We start from the raw sequence: 18,577 nt of genomic DNA on the forward strand, positions 1-18,577 counted from the left end.
GAGATCCCCCGTAGATCGTTCGTGCTTTGCGTCATCCGTCGGATCGATACGCGCCTTCGGATCGATACGCGGTCAGGGCTTGAGGCAACGCCCTACGCCCATTCCGCTTCCCGGCCGCCGGCCTGCGGGTCAGGGGCGGTGACCCGCATGGTCGTCGGCGGCTCCTGGCGGACCGGTTCCAGATGCAGGACCTCGGTGCCCTCGGTGGGCGGGAAGGAGGCGAGGCAGGTGCAGTCCGCGTCGGCGAATCCCGCGAACCGGTAGGCGACTTCCATCATTCGGTTGCGCTCGGTGCGGCGGAAGTCGGCGGCCAGGTGCACCCGGGCCCGGGCGGCGGCGTCGGTGAGCCAGCGCAGCAGTACCGCGCCCGCGCCGAAGGAGACCACTCGGCAGGAGGTCGCCAGCAGTTTGATGTGCCAGGTCTGCGGGGTCTTCTCGATCAGCATCACCCCGACCGCCCCGTGCGGTCCGAAGCGGTCGCTCATCGAGACCACCAGCACGTCGTGGTCCTCGTCACGGGCCAGCGCGCGCAGCGCCGCATCCGAGTAGTGCACGCCGGTGGCGTTCATCTGGCTGGTGCGCAGGGTCAGTTCCTCGACCCGGGTGATCTCCTCGTCCCGGGCCTTGCCGATCCGCATCTCCAGGTCGAGCGAGCGCAGGAACTCCTCGTCGGCGCCGCGGTATTGCTCCCGTTCCCGGTCGCGCTCGAACCCGGCCCGGTACATCATCCGGCGGCGACGCGCGTCGACGGTGACCACCGGCGGGCTGAACTCGGGCAGGTCGAGCAGCGTCTCGGCCTGCTCGGCCGGGTAGCACCGCACGTCGGGAAGGTGGTAGGCGACCTCGGCGCGCTCGGTCGGCAGGTCGTCGATGAACGCGATCGTCTTGGTCGCGAAGTTCAGCCGCTCGGCGATCCGGCGCACCGACTCCGACTTCGGGCCCCAGCCGATCTGGGGCAGGACGAAGTATTCGGCCAGGCCCAGTTCCTCGAGCCGCGCCCATGCCTCGTCGTGGTCGTTGCGGCTGGAGACGGCCTGCAATACTCCACGCGCGTCGAGTTCCACCACGACCTTGCGGACGGCCTCGTCCACCTCGACGTGGCCGTCCTCGATCAGCGTGCCGCGCCACAGCGTGTTGTCGAGGTCCCAGATCAGGCACTTCACGACCGGTTGTGCTTCGGACATGTCCGCTCCCGTTTCGTACGACGGTTCAGCCCGCCGACGACGCCGCGTGCTCGGCGAGGATCAGCTGGCAGATCTCGTTGCTGCCTTCGATGACTTCCATCAACTTCGCGTCCCGGTAGGCACGTTCGACCACGTGTCCGCTCGCCGCCCCCGCGGAGGCGAGCACTTGGAGCGCGGAGGCCGCGCCGCGTGCGGCATGGCCGGCCGCGACGTGCTTGGCCAGGACCGACGCGGGCACCTGTTCGGGCGATCCCTCGTCGCGGCTGCCGCTCGCCCGCTCGCAGGCGAACGTCGCGGTGCGTTCCGCGGCGTACAGCTCGGCCAGGTGCCGGGCGACGAGTTGGTGTTGGAGGAGAGGTTTGCCGAACTGCTCGCGGGTCGAGGCGTGTCGGGCGACCGCCGTCAGGCACGCGCGCAGAATGCCGACACAGCCCCAGGCCACCGACAGGCGCCCGTAGGTCAGCGCGATGGTGGTGAGCATGACGATCGGCTGACCGGCCACGGCGAGCAGGTGCTCCGCGGGCAGCCGTACGTGGTCGAGTTCCACCGTGGCGTGTCCGGCCGCGCGGCAGCCCATCGGGTGAGCCACCCGGGTCACCCGCACCCCGGGCGCCGTCGCCGGCACCACGGCGACCGCGCCGCCGCCCTCGTACCGGCCGAAGACCACGATCCAGTCGGCGTAGTCGGCGGCCGTGATCCACGTCTTGGTGCCGTGCACGACGATGTCGGCACCCTCGCGCCGGATCCCGGTGCTCATCGCGGCCAGGTCGCTGCCGGCGGCCGGTTCGCTGAACGCGACCGCGGCCAGTTCGCCGCCGGTGAGTCGGGCCAGGTATTCCTCGCGCTGTGCCCGGTCCCCGAAGCGCCGAATCGTCCACGCGGCCATGCCCTGGGAGGTCATCACGCTGCGCAGCGAGCTGCACAACGCACCGGTGTGCGCGGTGAGTTCGCCGTTGTCGGTACAGGACAGGCCGAGGCCGCCGAACCGCTGCTCGGTCTCGGCGCACAACACGCCCTTGGCGCCGAGTGCGCGCAGGACGGCGATCGGGATCTCGCCCGCCACGTCCCACCCGCTCGCGGCATCGGCGACCGTCTCGGTCACCAGCGCGTTCAGGTGGTCAGGCACCGTCGCCCCCGCCGCGCAGTCGGATCACCAGCGCGCTCATCGAGCGCAGGGTGCGGAAGTTGTCCAGGGCGAGGTCGGGGCCCTCCACCTCGATGTCGAAGGTGCTCTCCACGAACACCACCAGTTCCATCGCGAAGAGCGAGGACACCGCGCCCGAGGCGAACAGGTCCACCTCCCGCTCCCAGGTCGTCTTGGTCTTGGCCGTCAGGAACGCGCCGATGCGCTCCTCGATGGCGGCGACCGGCAGATCCGTGGTCGAGTCCACCGTCGAGCGTGTTGTCGAGTCCGTCATGGGAGAGTCCCTTTCTCATCGCACCTTGTTCTTGCGGGCGAGCGTGATCCCGTCCGCCATGACGAGCATCGACAGCTCCACCCGGGCGTCGGCGTACAGCGCCGCGTTGAGTTCGCGGATGGCCCTGGTGTCCGGGTCGTCCGCCTCCGGGTCGGCGACCCGGCCGAAGTAGAGCGTGTTGTCGAGCACGATCAGGCCGCCGGGCCGCAGGTGGGTCAGCGCGTCCTCGTAGTAGCGCGCGTAGCCGGTCTTGTCGGCGTCGACGAACACCAGGTCGTAGGTTTCGGGGCCGTGCTCGGCGAGCAGGGCCGCCATGGTCTGCGTGCCGTCGCCGAGCCGCAGTTCGATCCGGTCCGAGACGCCGGCGCGGTCCCAGTAGCGCCGAGCGATCCGGGTCCAGCGCTCGTTGATGTCGCAGGTGACGATGCGTCCGTCGGGCGGCAGCGCCCGGGCCATGCACAGCGTGCCGTAGCCGGTGAACGTGCCGATCTCCAACACCCGGTGGGCGCCGGTCAACCCGACGAGCAGGGCCAGGAGTTGGCCCTCCTCGGGCATGGTGACCATGGCGTCGAGCATGGGCATGGACGCGGTCTCGGCGACCAGGTCGCGCAGGATGTCGTCGTCACGCAGCGACACCGAGCGCACGTACGCGAGCAGGCGCTCGTCCAACTCCACCTGGCCGGCCATCACGACGCTCCGTACTGGTAGAAACCACGCCCGGTCTTGCGGCCGTGCTCGCCCTCGGCGACCTTGCGCAGCAGCAGTTCGCTGGGGCGGCATCCCTCGTCGCCGGTGCGCTCGTGCAGCACCCACAACGAGTCGACGAGGTTGTCGATGCCGATCAGGTCGGCCGTGCGCAGCGGTCCGGTCGGATGTCCGAGGCAGCCCTCCATCAGCGCGTCGACGTCCTCGACGCTCGCCCGGCCCTCCTCGACGAGGTTCGCCGCGTCGTTGATCATGCGGTGCAGCAGCCGACTGGTGACGAAGCCCGGGCCGTCGCCGACCACGATGCCCTTGCGGTCCAGGGTGGACAGCAGGTCCCGTACGGCCGACATCGCCCGCTCGCCGGTGCGCGGTCCGCGCACGATCTCCAACGTGCCGATCAGGTACGGCGGATTCATGAAGTGGATGCCGACCAGGTCCTCGGGGGACGGGACCTGGCCGGCGAGTTCGTCGACCGGGATCGACGAAGTATTGGTGACGCGGAGGGTGCCGGGCGCGACCACGGCGGCGATCTCCTTGTGCACGTCGGCCTTGAGCCCGGCGAGTTCGGTGATCGCCTCGATCACCCAGGTCGCGTCCGCGACCGCCGCCGCCGTGTCGGCGAGGTGCAGGTCGCCGATCGCCGCACCCGGGGAGAGCGCTCCCATCATGCGGGCGAGCCGGAGTTCGTGGCGTAACCGCGTGCGTGCCGTGTCCAGTCGCGCCCGGTCCACGTCCACGAGCGTGACCGCCACTCCCCGCGCGACGGCGAGGGTGGCGATGCCGATGCCCATCACGCCGGCGCCGAACACCGCGAGCTGCGGCGCGCGCCCGTTCCCGGTCATCGGCCGACCACTTCCGACCGTGCCGCGACGGCGCGAGACCCGGGCGATCCCCGGCCGATGTCACGAACGACAGACCCGCTCATCATCACCCCAGCTTGTGCGTTGTGCGTGCGGAAGCATTTCCGGAGGAAGGTTCTCCGGAGTCGAGAAGCAAGGAAAAAGGGAAGGAGGGAGCGCGCGCGAAAGCGCACGCCGAATACGGGCATGGATCGTCAGGTCGACCGAGTCGCATCGTCGCGACGCCGACTGCAAGGCCGTTCTCTGCGATGACTGTTACGAAAACCGTTTCCGGAACGATCGCCCGGACCCGGTGCGTGCACATCCGGTCAGGCGCGGCTCACCGCGCCACCGGAGCTCGGAATATCGCCCCCTGGTGGTTCCACGAGAATCTCCGCGATCGCATTGTTCTCACGGCTTACAAGTCTGTGCCGGACGGCCGGCGGACTCCAGCCCGCGACCCGCTCATCAAGCTGCACTTCCACTTGATGAAGCTCTCCCGCCGCCACTCGACGAAGCCCACTTGTGGTGCGAACACGCAGGTCGGGGGCTATACGTCCTCCGCGAGGTTGGCCTCCTTCACCAGGTAGCCGAACTGGAAGCGGCTCGTCGCACCGAACATCTGCATGACCTGACCGATGTGTTTGCGACACGTGCGCACCGACACACCGAGGCGTCGGGCGATGGCCTCGTCCTTGGCACCGGAGATCAACATCCTGACGATCTCCTTCTTCATGTCGTTGCTGATCAGATCGGTTTCCGCACGCCCGGTGTCGAATTCCTTGGCCGTCGCCCAGACATGCTCGAAACACGAGTACAGGAAGTCGATCAGCGAACGTTCCTGCACCACCAGGGCACCGCCGTCCTCGCCGTTGGCCAGGATGTACGCGGCGGTGCGGTCGAAGATGAACATCGTGCCGAACAGCGCCCCGGCCGTGCGTACCTCCACGCCGGACTCGACCAGCCTTCCCGCGTGTTCGCGGGTCGGTGTGTCGAATCGGGCGGCGTGCTGGTACAGGACGCGCATGGGCACGCCCGAGTCGGGTCGGTGGAAGTCCCGGGCCCGGGCCTCGACCAGGTTCTCGGCCGGCCACTCGCTCCGGGGTTGCATGCAGACGATTTCGTCGGAACTGTTCGCCGCCGACTCGGACAACAACAGCCCGATCGTCTCGGGTACTTGTACGATGTCGAACGAATTCGTGTACTGGCTGCCGAACTTGCTCGACCGGAACAACAACGAGAGTCGCGCCAGGTCGTTGCGCAACTGCCCCGTCGCCTGTTTCCTCTCCAGCAGTTCCAGTTCGCTCCTGGTCAGGAGGTTCGCCGATGCGATGCTCGGATCCGCGGGAACGAACCAGGCGTCCCGGTCGTGGGACGGTCGAATGAGCTGGAGCCCCAGGAGCGTGGCGACGATCGCCTCGCTCGCGTCGGGGTCCGTGAGGCCGAATGCGTGGGCGACGTCGTCGACCGCGAATCCCTCCCGGCTCAGGCTCCATTCGTAGACTTCGAACAATCCGGCATCCGGTTCGGGAAACAAGGGCACTCCTGTGAACTATGTATTCCGTACGGACGACGGGGTCCGACCGTTGGTACCGGCCCCCGACCGGGGCGGGACCCCGGTTGCCGCAAGCGGTTCCACCGTCTCATGGAACGACCCGAACCTGCCCCGGTGGAACACCAACGGCGCGGGCTCGTCGCGGTTCGCCCGTAGTGCGTTCACCCTGCCGACGATGATCACGTGATCACCGGCGGCATGCTCGACGTCGATCGTGCACGCCAACCAGGCGAGCGCGTCCGACAGTTCCGGTCCGGCCGCAGCCTGGGTCCAGCGCACATCGGCGAACCGATCGATGTCCTTGACCGAGAACTGCCGGCACAACCGTCCCTGCTCGCTGCCGAGGACGTTGACGCAGAACGTGCCGCTGCGTCGAAGGTCGATCAGTGTCGACGACTCGTTGCCCACGCAGAACATCACCAGCGGGGGCGTCAACGACACCGAAACGAAGGAATTGCACGCCATGCCGACGGGACCACCGAACGGCCCGGTGGTGGTGATCACCGTGACACCGGTCGGCAGTTGTCCGAGTGTGCGTCGGAATTCCGTCATGTCGAACGGGACAACCATCACCGAACTCCTCGATTGGCCACACCTCGAAAGCATAATCAGCGGCCCGAAAGCGGCGTTGGCACGAACCACCAAGACCTCCGGCCGGCTTTGGCCCCGGGCGCAGTTGCCTGCCGGCCCCCGAAGGTTTTTCGCCTCGCGGCAAACGCCGAATCGTGATGCGCCCGCGGCCGATCGGCGCGGCCGAAATCAGCGCACGACCAGTGCCAACAATGCTTCGCGCAGGTCGTCGCGGCGACCGGCGAACAATTCCTCGAGGCTGATGTCGAAGACCATCGCGACGAGCAGGTGGGCCATCGCGTCCGGCGGATCCCAGCCCAGCGCGGCGAGTTCGGGCCGCAGCAGCTCGCGGGTGCGGGCGTTGCGAGCCCGCGTCTCCTCGAACAGGTCGGGGTCGGTGCGGGCCTGGACCAGCAGTGCGCGGGTGCCGGTCGTGGCCAACCCGGCGTCCAGGTAGCCGTGCACGCCGGCGACCACCCGTTCGGGTCCCGGCGCGAGTCCGGCCACGGCGGCGAGCACCCGCTTCTCCATCTCGCCGTGGTATCTGCGGTGCAGCGCAACGAGATAGCCGCGACGGTCCGCGAAGTGCTGGTAGAAGCTGCCCTTGGCCATGCCCGCCGCGGCCACCACGGCGTTCACCGACATCCTGGACAGCCCGCATGTGTCGGCGACTTCCAGTCCCGCGCGCAACAGCGCCTCGCGTCCCGGTCCGGCCGGCCGCGCCATCGCCCACCTCGACTTCCCGACGGCCGAACCGGCTGGTCGTCTTGACAGTTGGACCCGTCGCACCCACCTTATGACCGACCGACCGGTCATGAAGGCAACCGCTTTGTTTTCGCACCTGTTCGAAAGGACGTGGAGCACTTCATGTATCTACGACGCACGTTACGCCACAGGTTCACCACTTTGGTGGGCGTACTCGGGCTCACCGCCGCCGCGTTGTTCGCGGCCCCGGCAACGGCCCGCGCCGACGACACCGCGCCGGTCGAACTGCCGCGCCTGGTCACCGGCGACCCGGCCAATCATGCGGGGATGTTGCAGACCGAGGTGAACTGGTGGAACCTCGCGCGGATCGCCGAGTACGGCCTCAATGCCGACGGCGCCGACGCGTTCCCGCCGCCGGGCGGCTGGGACGACCTCAGCCGGCCGTGGGCCGGGCAGGGCACGGTGTCGCGGACCACCGGCAAGTTGCTTATGGTGTACCGCAATTCCTTCGACCCGAGCCAGTACGTGCCCTCCGCGTGCTCGGCGAACGTGATCACCGCCGCCAACCGGAGCACCATCGTCACCGCGGGCCACTGCTTCAAGGTGACGGCCAATCTGCGCGGCGCGCTCGGCGACGACGTCGTGGTCAACGCGGTGTTCATCCCCGGCTTCAACGGCGCGAACGTGCCCCGCTTCACCGGCACCGACGACTCCACCGCGCCCCCGCCCGGCACGGATGTCGCCCCGTACGGTGTCTGGGGTGTCACGCGCGCCTGGATCACCCCCACCTGGGACGGTGACAGCACCTTCCGGTCCGGCGGCGACGTGGCCATGGCCACCGTCGAACGCCCCGGCGACCCCACCCCGATCCAGCAGATCACCGGCGGCCAGAACATCGCGTTCGGCGTGGCCGCCAACCCGCTGACGCTGCATCAGTTCGGCTACCCGACCGACAACAACCGCAACTGGTACTGGTCGAAGAACAGCGACGGCAGCACCGCCGCCGACTTCGGCGTCGCCCCCTCACTGCGACGCGGATTCGACGGCCGGACCCTGATGTACGCACGCGGCGACACCATCGCCGACTCGACCGTCGGCCTCGCCCACGACATGGCCTCGGCGATGTCACCCGGCTCCAGCGGCGGCCCGTGGCTGATGAACTTCGACCCGGCCACCGGTACCGGCACCCAGATCGCGGTCACCTCGCGGTTCACCGACTCCACCGGCACGTCCCCCTGGTGGGACGCGGCCTGGGCGATCGTGCACGGCGGCACCCCGAACTGGGCCTACGGCCCGTACCTGATGTCCAACGGCTTCGGCGACCTGACCCGGGCGATGTACGACGTCGCACGGAACGCGACCGTCTGACCCGCCACCGACGTGCCCCCGGGGCCGGGGGCACGTCGGTCGGGTTCAGGTGCCGGACAGGGCTTCCGTCGGGGTCAGCCGACTGGCCCGGATCGACGGGTACACACCGGCGGCCATGCCGACCACGATCGCGCCGCCGAAACCGGCCCCGACCGAGCCGGGCGAGACGAGCGCGGGCCAGTGCTGCGACCAGGCGTAGCCGAAGGTCGTGGCCACCCCGAGGGCGGTGCCGGCAAGGCCGCCGAGGGTGGACAGGGCCACCGATTCGGTGAGGAACTGGCCGCGGATCTGGCCCCGGTTGGCGCCCAGGGCACGACGCAGGCCGATCTCCTTGCGGCGTTCCAGGACCGAGATGAACATCGTGTTGGCCACCCCGATGCCGCCGACCAGTAGGGCCACTCCGGCCAGGCCCAGGAACAGCGCGGAGAAGGTGTCCTCCGTCGCCCGCTTCGCGGCCAGGGCGTCGGAGGGCCGACTTACCCGGACCAGGCCGGGCGTGGCCGGATGAACCGTCCGGGCCAGCACGTCGCGCACCGACTCGATCGCCGATTCGGCGGTGCGGACGTAGACGACGGTGGGGTGCCCGTCGAAGCCCAGGTCGGTCCGGGCACTCTCCCAGCCGACCAACACCGCGCGGTCGATGTCGGGGGCCAGCGGGGCCGGTTCGAGGACACCGACAACGGTGAACCAGCGGTTGCCGATCAGCACCTGGGGCGGCGTACGACCCGGCGCCAACGTGTCGAATCCGAGCCGGATTCCCGCCTCGTGGCCGAGCACGACGGTGGGGAACCGCTCGGTGACCGCGTCCAGGAAACGACCCGAACGCACCTTGCCGTGGATCGCCTCCAGGAGGTTGGACCGGCTCGCCAACACCGCCAGGCCCGAGTCGTCGTTCGGGTCGATGCGGTCCGAACGGCGCACCACCGCATGGGTGTTGGCCACCGCGCTGGTGAGTGTGACCGGGCCGATCCGGGCGGCCATCGCATCGGCGCCCTCGGGCAGTCGCACCGGCGGCCGCTGGTCCGGCTGCGGTTCGGCGCGCAGGGTGTCCGTACCCAGTGCGGCGAGTTCGTTCATCAGCGCCTTCTGGCTCGACGCCGGAATCCCGATGACGATGATCATCGTGGCGATGCCGATCGAGATACCGAGGGCGGACAGCGCGGCGCGCATCCGCCGAGTCCGGATGCCGAGCAGGCCCAGCCGCAGGATGTCGGCCGGAGCCAGTCGCACGGGGCGGGTCCGGTCGCCCGGGGGCGTCGAGCGTTCGGATCGGGACCTGCGCCCGGCGGCCCGCGCCGCTCGCGTCGGGTCGACACGGCGGCGGCTCACGGGCGGCCTCCGACGGTGGCGGCAGACGATTCCGCAACCGGCTCGAACTCCCTTGTGGAATTCCTCTGTTCGCTCGACGGATGCCCGGTGTCGGTGATCAGCCGGCCGTCCCGGATCTCCACCCGGCGCGGCAGTCCCGCCGCGATGTCGCGGTCGTGGGTGATGATCGCGATCGTAGCGCCCTCGGCGTTCAGGTGGGTCAGCAGTTCCAACACCGCGCGGCCGTTCGTCGTATCCAGTGCGCCGGTGGGTTCGTCCGCCAATACCAGCGCCGGGGTGTTGACCAACGCCCGAGCGATCGCGACGCGTTGGCGTTCGCCGCCGGAGAGTTCGTGCGGGCGGTGACCGGCGCGGCGAGCCAGACCGACCCGGCCCAGCGCCTCCACCGCCATGGGGTGCCGACGACGGCGCGGCACACCCGCGTACAGCAGGCCGGTCGCGACGTTCTCCGCCGCGGTGAGCCCGTCGGTGAGGTGGAACCGTTGGAAAACGAAGCCGAGCAGGCGGCCGCGCAGCGCGGACAGCCGACGGTCGGACAGCGCGCCGACGTCGTGGCCCAGGATCGACACCGTGCCCTCGGTCGCCGTGTCGAGGGTGCCCATCAGGTTGAGCAGAGTCGACTTGCCCGACCCGGACGGGCCGACGATGCCGACGAGTTCGCCGGCCTCGATGGTGAGCGACACGTCGTCCAGCGCCGTCACGCCGCCGGGATACGCCTTGCTCGCGTGTACCACCTCAAGGACCGGTGTCACGGCGTGGTCACCACCCGCAGGCCCGGTTCCAGGCCGCCGCCCTCGACCTCGACGATGCCCTTGACGAACAACCCGGTCTTGACCGCGATCAGCTGGCCGTCGCCGAGTTGCACGGCGTAGCCACCCTCGCGCAGCGCGACCAGGGCGCCGATCGGCACGGTCAGCACACCCTTGCGCGTCTCGGTGACGAAGCGGACCTGCACGCCGGCCGCGTCCAGGTTCTTCACCGCGCCGGAGTCGTCGAGGGTCACCATCACGGTCATCTTCGCCCCGCCGGGCGCGTCGGTGCCGGAGCCGCCGCCCAGGCCCGCGTCCTTGCGCTCGACGCCGCGCCCGATCGTGGACACCGTACCCCTGGCCTCGGTGCCGTCCGGGAGGATCACCGTCACCGGGGTGTCCGCCACGATCGTGCCGATGTCGGTCGCGGCCACGGACACACTCACCGCCTTCGCGGTCGGCGTGGCGGTCAGCACCGGCGTCGTGGACGCATCGTCTCCGAGCGCGGCGGTCAGGGCGCCCACCCGAATCTCGCCGGAGAGCACGGTGACGTCGCCGACCTCCAGGCCCCCGGTCTGCGGCACGCCGATCGCCTTCTGCCACCTCTTCACCGCGGCGGACAGGGCCGGGGTCCAGGTGGCCTCACCCTGCGGGGTTCCGGCGGGCTGGGTGCCGATGTCGTGGCCGAGGGCCTTGAGGTTGTCCGCGACCATCCGCACGTCGCGGCCCTGCACGGGCTTGGCGGGGTCCCGCTTGGCGTCCTGTTTGGGCGCGTCCTGCTTGGGCGCGTCGGGCTTGTTGGCCTCCCTGCCGCCGGCCGCGTCCCTTCCGCCCGTGTCCTGCTTCGGGTCCGTCTTCCCCTCGGTCCCGTTGGTGTCCGTACCCTCTGCCCGCCCCAGCGGCCGGAACATCGGCGTCGTCCCGTAGAACAGCGAGACCGGCCGATCGTCGAGCCGGTACAGCGGTTTGCCGCGCGTGATCGTGTCGCCGCTCTTGGGCAGCCACGTCACGATGCCCTTGCGGCCCGCCTTGATCGGCGCTTCCGCCCCGAAGCCGAGCGTGCCCGGGAGGTCGCGGGCGTCGGACAGGTCGGTCCGGGCCACGGTGGCCATCCGCACGCCCGCCGACTTCTTCGCCGAACCGCCCGACCCGCCGCCCCGACCGGTGACGGCGAACACGCCCACCGCGCCCAGGACCAGCACCACGACGACGATCAGCGCGACCCGGTGCCCGACCCGGCCGCGCCCCGGCTCGCGCATCCCGGCTGTGGCGACGGTGTCGTCAGCGCTTGCCACCGAACGCCTCCATCTTGCATTCCTGTTCCACCCTGCGCTGCTGCTCGTTGCTCAGGCTCGACTCGCCCGTGAAGGTCCAGCCATCGGAAACGAGCTTGACCTTCATGCCCTTGTCGTTCATGCACTTGACCCAGGCGCGCATGCCGTCGTTGTACTTGGGGTTCTGCTTCGGGTCCATCTCCGGCGGCATCAGCGGCAGCTTGACCTCGCACTCCTTGAACTCCCGGGCATACCGCTTGGTACGGGCGATCTCGCCCTCGACGGATCCGGTCTGCCGGGTGTCCACGCCCTTGCTCGTCAGGCACGCCTCGTATGCGGCCCACATGCGCTTCTCCTCCTCTTCCGAGGTGTCGAGGCGGCGCTGCGGACGGGTGCCGGCGGGCGCGTCGGACGACGTACCCGCCGCACTCGTCGCGGGCGCGGCACCACCCGGGGCGGCCCCCGGCCCCGCGGCCGGGGCCGAGGCGGCGGTCGTGGGCAGCGAGGCGACCTGCGTGGTGGATTCGTCGGAATCGCCACCGCACCCGGTCAGCACGAGCAGCGCCGCCAGGCCGATCGTGGGCAGGCCGATCGAGCACGAGCGGCGGCGGGCGGGTGTGGAACACACGTCGAAACGCGACGTGTGTCGAAGGATGGATCGAGGCATGGCGGTGATGCTGCCGACCGGATGTCAGGAACCTGTCAGGTCGTGGTCAGGATGCGATCCGAATCGGGACGACCCGGTCCCGACGGCGATCACAGGCGATCACGACACCTACCATCGGCGCATGTGCGCGCACGTTTTGGTGGCCGAGGACGACGAGAAGCAGGCCGAACTGGTCCGCCTGTACCTGGAGCGAGAGGGACACGTGGTCACCGTCGTCCACGACGGTCGGGACGCGATCGACGCGGCCCGTACCGGGCAACCGGACATCCTCGTCCTGGACGTGATGATGCCGCGCGTCGACGGCCTGGACGTCACCCGCGTACTGCGCCGCGAGAGCGAACTGCCGATCCTGATGCTCACCGCCCGCTCGACCGAGGACGATCTGCTGCTCGGCCTGGATCTGGGCGCGGACGACTACCTGACCAAGCCGTACAGCCCGCGCGAGCTGATGGCGCGGGTACGCACCCTGCTGCGTCGCGGCGCGCGCCCGGCGCCGCCGGATCCGGTGTTGCGGGTCGGCGGGTTGTCGGTGGACCCGGTACGCCACGAGGTGGCCGCCGACGGTCGGCGGGTGGACTGTACACCCGGCGAGTTCCGGATCCTGGAGGCGCTGATCACCGAGCCGGGTCGGGTGTACACCCGACAACAGTTGCTCGACCGGGCGCACGGATTCGACCGATATGTAACCGTCCGTACGGTCGACGTGCACATCATGAACCTGCGGCGCAAGGTCGAGGCCGACCCGCGGCGCCCGACGTATCTGGTGACGGTGTTCGGCGTCGGCTACAAGCTGGCCGAGCCCGCCGCGAACCCGCGTGGGGAACTCCCCGGTGGCGCGTAGGGTCCCGCTGCACCGCAGTCTGCTCGTCCGGTTGCTCGCCTCCTCGATCCTGGTCGCGGCCTGCGCGGTGGCGGCGACCGCATGGCTGGCGGCGCAGACCACCGAGGGGGCGATCCGCGACGGGCAGAGCCGGGTGCTGGCCGACGACACCCGGATCTACCGCACGCTGTCCACGTATGCGGCGACCCACGCGCAGTGGACCGGGGTCGAGCCGGTGTTGCGCGCGTTGTCCCGGGACACCGGTCGCCGGATCGCGCTGAGCACGCGCGAGGGTGCGCCGATCGCCGACTCGGACGCGGGGCCGGCCTCACCGCCGCCGTTCGCCCGGCCGTCGGCGGTGGTCGATCCGCTCGCGGTCGACGCGGCCTTGGTGCCGACCACCGGATCGGACCGGATCGACCCCGAGGCGGTGGGGCCGTTCCGGCTCACCGACGCCGAACGCGCGCGGTCGCGCACGGACGCCGACCTGGCCGTGCGGTGCCTGGTCGCGGCGGGTCGGACCGGGGAGGTCGGGCAGCGGCCGAACGGGCGCTCGACGGTCACCCTCACGGGCGGCGGCACACCGCCCCCAGCCTTGGTGACCGAGCCCGCACCCGCGCCCGCCTCGGCCTCGCGGCCCGGTCCGAGAGTGGTGACCGACGCGCGTGGCGTGCGTCCGGGAGCCGACGACGCGGCGGCCGGCGAACGGTGCGGCCTCGGCCGGCTGAACACACCGACCGCGACCGAGCAGCGGGCCCTGGCCGAACTCAACGGCCTGCTCGCGGCCTGCCTGGACCGCAGGCGCCTCCCGCCGCTCACCCTCGGCCCCGACCTGACCTGGGACCACGACGCCGCGCCGGACGGCGCCCGGGACGTCGCCGCGTGCGTCGACACCGCGCGGCGCGAGCAGCTGGCCCCGTACGTGGTGCCCGCGACGCTGCTGTTCGTCGGCGACCACGACGGCTCCACCGCTCCCGTGTTCGACCTGAACCGCGCCGACACGGTACGCATCGCCGCCGTCGCCGCGCTGATTCTGCTGCTCACCGCCGCCGTCACCGGCCTGGTCGCGGCCCGGCTGATCCGACCGCTGCGCGCGCTCACCGACGCGGCCGGCCGGATGCGCGACGGCGACGACGCGACCCGGGTGGACCTCACCGCCGATCACGAGATCGGCCGCCTCGCGCAGGCGTTCAACGACATGGCCGAGCACCGGAGCCGCCTGGAGGAGCAGCGCAAGGAGATGGTCGGCGACGTGGCGCACGAGTTGCGCACGCCGCTGAGCAACATCCGCGGCTGGCTGGAGGCGGTCGAGGACGGTGTCGCGGTGCCGGACCGCGCGTGGACGGCGTCGCTGCTGGAGGAGGCGCTGTTGCTCCAGCATGTGATCGACGACCTCCAGAACCTCGCCGAGGCCGACGCGGGCCGGCTCGGGTTGCGGCTGGAATCGGTGTCGCCGTACGACGTGGCGGAGCAGGTGGTCGCGGCGCATCTGGCCCGGGCCACGGCGGCCGGCGTCGAGTTGGTGGTGCGGGGCGAGCCGGGGGCGGTACTGCGGGCCGACCCGGTGCGGCTGCGGCAGATGGTGGGCAACCTGGTGTCCAACGCGGTACGCCACACGCCTGCGGGCGGACGGGTGACGGTGCACGTCCGCGAGGACGGATCGGCGGTCGTGTTCGAGGTGACGGACACCGGGACGGGCATCGCCCAAGACGACCTGCCGCACGTGTTCGACCGGTTCTGGCGCGCGGACAAGTCCCGCAACCGGCGCACCGGCGGCACCGGCCTGGGCCTGGCGATCGGCCGGCGCCTCGCCCGGGCGCACGACGGCGAGGTCACCGCCCGCAGCACCCTCGGCGAGGGCTCGACGTTCACCATCCGACTGCCGCGATAGCGCGGCGCGGCCGAATCGGCGGACGCGGTAAGCGTGTTCGGGTCGTGCTCGGGCCGTGCTCGGGTCGGGCGCGGGCGAGCCTCGGGCATCTGCTGTGAGCAGATCCGCTCACGGCAGATCCGGTCGTCGTGGGCCGGCCCGAGGGCTCAGGGTGGAGACATGAGCGATGACCCGAAGAGCCCCATCCTCCTCGAACACACCCGACGCGACCTGTATACGCAGCGCGTGCTGCTGCTCGACGGACCGTTGGACGACGACAACGGCACGCTGCTCACCACGCAGTTGCTGACCCTGGCGGCCGAGGACCCGAAGGCCGACATCGCGCTGTGGATCCATTCGCCCGGCGGCTCGGTGCCGGCGATGCTCGCGATCCGCGACGTCATGCGGGTGATCCCGTGCGACGTGTCCACGCTGGTGCTCGGAATCGCGTACAGCGCGGGCCAGTTCCTGCTCTCGGCGGGCACGCACGGCAAACGCCGGGCGCTCCCGCACTCCCGGGTGCTGATGCACCAGGGCTCCGCGGGCATCGGCGGCACGGCCGTCGACATCGAGTTGCAGGCCAACGACCTTCGGCACACGCGCGACACGGTGCTCGGCCTGATCGCGGAGGACACCGGGCAGCCGGTCGAGCGCGTCTTCGAGGACTCGCTCCACGACCGCTGGTACACCGCGCGCGAAGCGCTCGACTACGGCTTCATCGACACGATCGTGGCGGACTTCGCCGAGATCGCGCCGCGCGGCCCGCGCCGCCTCACCACCAACGCCGGCTTCCAGGGGACCCTGTCATGAGCACCTACGCCATTCCGAACGTGATCACCCGCGACTCGCGCGGCGAACGCATCATGGACGTGTATTCGCATCTGCTCGCGGAGCGCGTCGTCTACCTCGGCACCGCGATCGACGCGGGCGTGGCCAACGCGCTCGTGGCGCAGCTGTTGTTCCTGGAGGCGGACAACCAGGACCGCGAGATCCAGTTCTACATCAATTGCGAGGGCGGCGACCCCAGCGCGATGCTGGCGATCTACGACACGATGCGGTACGTGCGGTCCGAGATCGCCACCACGTGTGTCGGCCAGGCGGTCGCGGTCGGCGCGGTGTTGCTCGCGGCCGGCGCGCCGGGCAAGCGCGCCGCGCTGCCGCACGCGCGGGTGGTGCTGCACCAGCCCGCCGCGCAGGGTCGCGGCACCATCCCGGATCTGATCCTGCAGGCCGACGAAGTGGTGCGGGTGCGGGCGGACATCGAGCAGATCCTGTCCCGGCACACCGGCAACAGCACGGCCACCCTGCGCGCGGACACCGACCACGATCGGGTCTTCACCGCGGAGGGCGCGAAGGAGTACGGACTGATCGACATGGTGCTGGAGGAGCGGTGACGCGCTGACACCGACGTGGCCGGCCCGGCGCGCCCCCGCTCGCTCCGTAATGGCGTGCGGTCAGGCCGCCAGGCCGAACGCGGCGCGGCACACCGGGGCGGAACGGCCCGTCGGGCGGGCGCTCGTCAGGATGTCGGCGACGGCGATGGTCAGGTCGCCGAGGGTCACGTCGAGCGCGCCGCCGAGGGCGGCGATCATCTCGCTCGACGGTTCCTTGATGCCACGCTCCACCTCGGAGAGGTATTGCGGCGACAGACCGGCCCGGCCGGCCGTCTCGGCGAGGGTTTCGCCGCGTTCGTGGCGCAACGATCGCAGGTGTTCGCCGAGCACGTGTCGCCACAGCGGCTCGCGGTCCGGAACGGGGGCCGGGCGGCGAGGCGCGGCCGTCGGTGCGGGCGCGGCGGGCACCGGCGCGACGTGCGCGGGCGCCGGCGCGAGGCGCGCCTTGTCGTCGGTGCGGGGCGAAAGCGGTGTAGCGGTCTCGGCCATGGTTCATCGTAGGCCGCGACCCCGCGCCGTTTCCGCGTTGTCCGCCGCGGGCGAAATCGGCGAGCCGCGCGGGGTGTCCGCCGGTTGATCCCCGGTGGGCCGCTCACGGGGCGCGGGCCCGATTTATCTCAACGTTCATTAAGTTGACGTTCACTGAGTTTCATGGTTTTCTCTTAGCGCTAAGACACACCAGGCGCTCAGAGGGAGCCCGTCATGACCACCGCCCAATCCGACCCGACCACCACCACCCCGACGGTTTCGCTCAAGCGCTGGCTCGCCGTGATCGCCCTCGCGGTCGGCACGTTCTCCGTGGTGACCGTCGAACAACTCCCGGTCGGCCTGCTGACCTCCGTCGGCGGATCGCTCGGGGTGTCCGAGGGCCTGGCCGGCCTCATGGTCACCATCCCGGGCCTGGTCGCCGCCGCGACCGCGCCGATACTTCCCGTCCTGATCGGCAGACTCGACCGCCGGTTGGTCCTCCTCGCGCTGATCACCCTGATGGTCGTGGCCACCCTCGGCTCGGCGTTCGCCCCGAACTTCGCCGTCCTGCTGGTCACCCGGTTCCTGATCGGCATCGGCATCGGCGGGTTCTGGGCCCTCGCGGCCGGCCTCGCCGTCCGCCTCGTGCCCGAGGCACACATCCCCCGCGCCGTCGCGATCACCTTCGGCGGCGCCACCGCCGCCAACGTCCTCGGCGTGCCCGCCGGAACCCTGATCGGCAACCTCGCCACGTGGCGCGTGGCCTTCCTGTCCGTCGCCGCGCTCGGCCTGCTCGTGATCACCGCGCTGGTCTTCCTGGTCCCGCCGATCCCGGCCGGCGAACCGGTGCGACTGCGCGCCCTGCCCGCCCAGTTCCGCAACCCGGCCGTGCGTACCGGCGTGCTGGCCACCTTCCTCCTGGTCAGCGGCCACTTCGCCGCCTTCACCTTCGTCGGTCCGGTCCTGGAGGACGTCTCCGGTCTGGACAAGGGCATGGTCGGCCCCCTGCTGCTCGGCTTCGGCATCGCCGGCATCGCGGGCAACTTCCTCGCCGGCACCGCCGCGGCCCGCAACCTGCGCGGCACGATCGTGGCGATCAGCGCGGTACTGGCCGGTGTCCTGGCCCTGTTCCCGCTCCTGGGCACCACCCGGGTCAGCGGCGCGGTGATGCTCCTGCTGTGGGGCCTGGCCTTCGGCGGCGTGCCGGTGAGCGTGCAGACCTGGATCCTGCGCTCCTCGGCCACCGAGGACACCGAGGCCGCGACCGCCCTCAACACCTCGATGTTCAACCTGGCCATCGCTCTCGGCGCACTGCTCGGCGGCATCGTGGTCGACGCCATCTCCCCCACCGGCATCCTGCTCTCCGGCGCCGTCCTGACCGCGCTGACCTCCCTGGCCATGTGGCGCACGAGGCGCAGCTGAACGCCCGGAAGGGCGGTTGTGCTCCAACCTCCCGCCCACGCACCGAAACGCCGTGTGGCCCGCCGAAATCCTCGGCGGGCCACACGGCGTTCTCACGCCTCGCGCAGGCGGCGGTCGGATGGATAACACGAGGGTTAATGCCGGTTGCGCGATCCGCCGTTGTTCGAAGCCGGCGCACCCGCGAATCTTGAGGTGTCGGAAAGAACGGCACGGCGGACCACCAGGGAAAGCCACCGCCCC

The 18,577-nt window shown here is 70.7% G+C and carries 19 protein-coding genes; 6 read left to right on the forward strand and 13 right to left on the reverse strand.

Annotated features, from left to right (window positions below; all coding sequences use genetic code 11):
• Positions 1-92: 92 nt before the first annotated feature.
• The 8 genes from ACMXN5_RS01235 to ACMXN5_RS01270 all read right to left on the reverse strand — a co-directional run bounded on the left by ACMXN5_RS01235 (position 93) and on the right by ACMXN5_RS01270 (position 6,997).
• Complete coding sequence (locus ACMXN5_RS01235; RefSeq protein ID WP_439673577.1) at positions 93-1,184, reverse strand: HAD-IIIC family phosphatase; 1,092 nt, start codon at positions 1,182-1,184, stop codon at positions 93-95.
• Between the two features lie 25 nt (positions 1,185-1,209).
• A complete protein-coding gene (locus ACMXN5_RS01240; RefSeq protein WP_439673578.1) occupies positions 1,210-2,310 on the reverse strand; it encodes an acyl-CoA dehydrogenase family protein in 1,101 nt (366 codons plus the stop codon).
• The gene (locus ACMXN5_RS01245; RefSeq protein WP_439673579.1) at positions 2,303-2,602 is read right to left on the reverse strand and encodes an acyl carrier protein; all 300 of its coding nucleotides are present in this window, start codon (positions 2,600-2,602) and stop codon (positions 2,303-2,305) included. The genes ACMXN5_RS01240 and ACMXN5_RS01245 overlap by 8 nt, the downstream gene beginning before the upstream one ends.
• Positions 2,603-2,617: 15 nt before the next feature.
• Positions 2,618-3,289, reverse strand: a complete 672-nt coding sequence (locus tag ACMXN5_RS01250; RefSeq protein WP_439673580.1) for an O-methyltransferase — start codon at positions 3,287-3,289, stop codon at positions 2,618-2,620.
• On the reverse strand, positions 3,289-4,149 hold the full coding sequence (locus tag ACMXN5_RS01255; RefSeq protein WP_439673581.1) for a 3-hydroxyacyl-CoA dehydrogenase family protein: 861 nt from the start codon (positions 4,147-4,149) through the stop codon (positions 3,289-3,291). The genes ACMXN5_RS01250 and ACMXN5_RS01255 overlap by 1 nt, the downstream gene beginning before the upstream one ends.
• A gap of 547 nt (positions 4,150-4,696) precedes the next feature.
• Positions 4,697-5,683, reverse strand: a complete 987-nt coding sequence (locus ACMXN5_RS01260) for a LuxR C-terminal-related transcriptional regulator (protein WP_439673582.1) — start codon at positions 5,681-5,683, stop codon at positions 4,697-4,699.
• A gap of 15 nt (positions 5,684-5,698) precedes the next feature.
• Positions 5,699-6,271: a flavin reductase family protein gene (locus ACMXN5_RS01265; RefSeq protein WP_439673583.1), complete on the reverse strand. Its 573-nt coding sequence runs from the start codon at positions 6,269-6,271 to the stop codon at positions 5,699-5,701.
• 189 nt (positions 6,272-6,460) lie between these two features.
• Positions 6,461-6,997: a TetR/AcrR family transcriptional regulator gene (locus ACMXN5_RS01270; protein WP_439673584.1), complete on the reverse strand. Its 537-nt coding sequence runs from the start codon at positions 6,995-6,997 to the stop codon at positions 6,461-6,463.
• 141 nt (positions 6,998-7,138) lie between these two features.
• Between ACMXN5_RS01270 and ACMXN5_RS01275 the strand changes: the two genes are divergently transcribed.
• Positions 7,139-8,344, forward strand: coding sequence for a trypsin-like serine peptidase (locus ACMXN5_RS01275; protein WP_439673585.1), 1,206 nt, complete (start codon positions 7,139-7,141; stop codon positions 8,342-8,344).
• 45 nt (positions 8,345-8,389) lie between these two features.
• Here the strand turns inward: ACMXN5_RS01275 and ACMXN5_RS01280 are convergent, their stop codons facing one another.
• The 4 genes from ACMXN5_RS01280 to ACMXN5_RS01295 form a co-directional block, all read right to left on the reverse strand.
• Positions 8,390-9,574, reverse strand: a complete 1,185-nt coding sequence (locus ACMXN5_RS01280; RefSeq protein WP_439673586.1) for an ABC transporter permease — start codon at positions 9,572-9,574, stop codon at positions 8,390-8,392.
• Between the two features lie 95 nt (positions 9,575-9,669).
• Complete coding sequence (locus ACMXN5_RS01285; RefSeq protein ID WP_439673587.1) at positions 9,670-10,425, reverse strand: ABC transporter ATP-binding protein; 756 nt, start codon at positions 10,423-10,425, stop codon at positions 9,670-9,672.
• A complete protein-coding gene (locus tag ACMXN5_RS01290; protein ID WP_439673588.1) occupies positions 10,422-11,717 on the reverse strand; it encodes a hypothetical protein in 1,296 nt (431 codons plus the stop codon). The genes ACMXN5_RS01285 and ACMXN5_RS01290 overlap by 4 nt, the downstream gene beginning before the upstream one ends.
• Positions 11,704-12,363 carry a hypothetical protein gene (locus tag ACMXN5_RS01295; RefSeq protein WP_439673589.1) on the reverse strand — a complete coding sequence of 220 codons (660 nt, stop codon included), beginning with the start codon at positions 12,361-12,363 and terminating at the stop codon, positions 11,704-11,706. Before ACMXN5_RS01295 ends, ACMXN5_RS01290 begins: the two co-directional genes overlap by 14 nt.
• 121 nt (positions 12,364-12,484) lie before the next feature.
• Here ACMXN5_RS01295 and ACMXN5_RS01300 point away from each other — a divergent pair, with 121 nt between their 5' ends.
• The 4 genes from ACMXN5_RS01300 (at position 12,485) to ACMXN5_RS01315 (ending at position 16,447) form a co-directional block, all read left to right on the forward strand.
• Positions 12,485-13,204, forward strand: a complete 720-nt coding sequence (locus ACMXN5_RS01300; RefSeq protein ID WP_439673590.1) for a response regulator transcription factor — start codon at positions 12,485-12,487, stop codon at positions 13,202-13,204.
• The gene (locus ACMXN5_RS01305) at positions 13,194-15,074 is read left to right on the forward strand and encodes an ATP-binding protein (RefSeq protein ID WP_439673591.1); all 1,881 of its coding nucleotides are present in this window, start codon (positions 13,194-13,196) and stop codon (positions 15,072-15,074) included. The genes ACMXN5_RS01300 and ACMXN5_RS01305 overlap by 11 nt, the downstream gene beginning before the upstream one ends.
• A gap of 159 nt (positions 15,075-15,233) precedes the next feature.
• A complete protein-coding gene (locus tag ACMXN5_RS01310; protein ID WP_439673592.1) occupies positions 15,234-15,863 on the forward strand; it encodes a ClpP family protease in 630 nt (209 codons plus the stop codon).
• Entirely contained in the window at positions 15,860-16,447 is a 588-nt protein-coding gene (locus ACMXN5_RS01315; RefSeq protein ID WP_380000358.1) for a ClpP family protease, read from the forward strand. Before ACMXN5_RS01310 ends, ACMXN5_RS01315 begins: the two co-directional genes overlap by 4 nt.
• A gap of 60 nt (positions 16,448-16,507) precedes the next feature.
• Here ACMXN5_RS01315 and ACMXN5_RS01320 read toward each other — a convergent pair whose 3' ends face one another.
• Positions 16,508-16,936 (reverse strand): helix-turn-helix domain-containing protein, encoded by a 429-nt coding sequence (locus ACMXN5_RS01320; RefSeq protein WP_439673593.1) that lies wholly within the window; start codon positions 16,934-16,936, stop codon positions 16,508-16,510.
• Positions 16,937-17,149: 213 nt separating this feature from the next.
• On the opposite strand from ACMXN5_RS01320, the gene ACMXN5_RS01325 reads away from it, so the two are divergent.
• Positions 17,150-18,337 carry an MFS transporter gene (locus ACMXN5_RS01325; RefSeq protein WP_439673594.1) on the forward strand — a complete coding sequence of 396 codons (1,188 nt, stop codon included), beginning with the start codon at positions 17,150-17,152 and terminating at the stop codon, positions 18,335-18,337.
• Positions 18,338-18,577 lie beyond the last annotated feature (240 nt).

Origin of the sequence: Embleya australiensis (genome assembly GCF_051903075.1) — a bacterium.
In the GTDB taxonomy this organism is placed as follows: domain Bacteria; phylum Actinomycetota; class Actinomycetes; order Streptomycetales; family Streptomycetaceae; genus Embleya.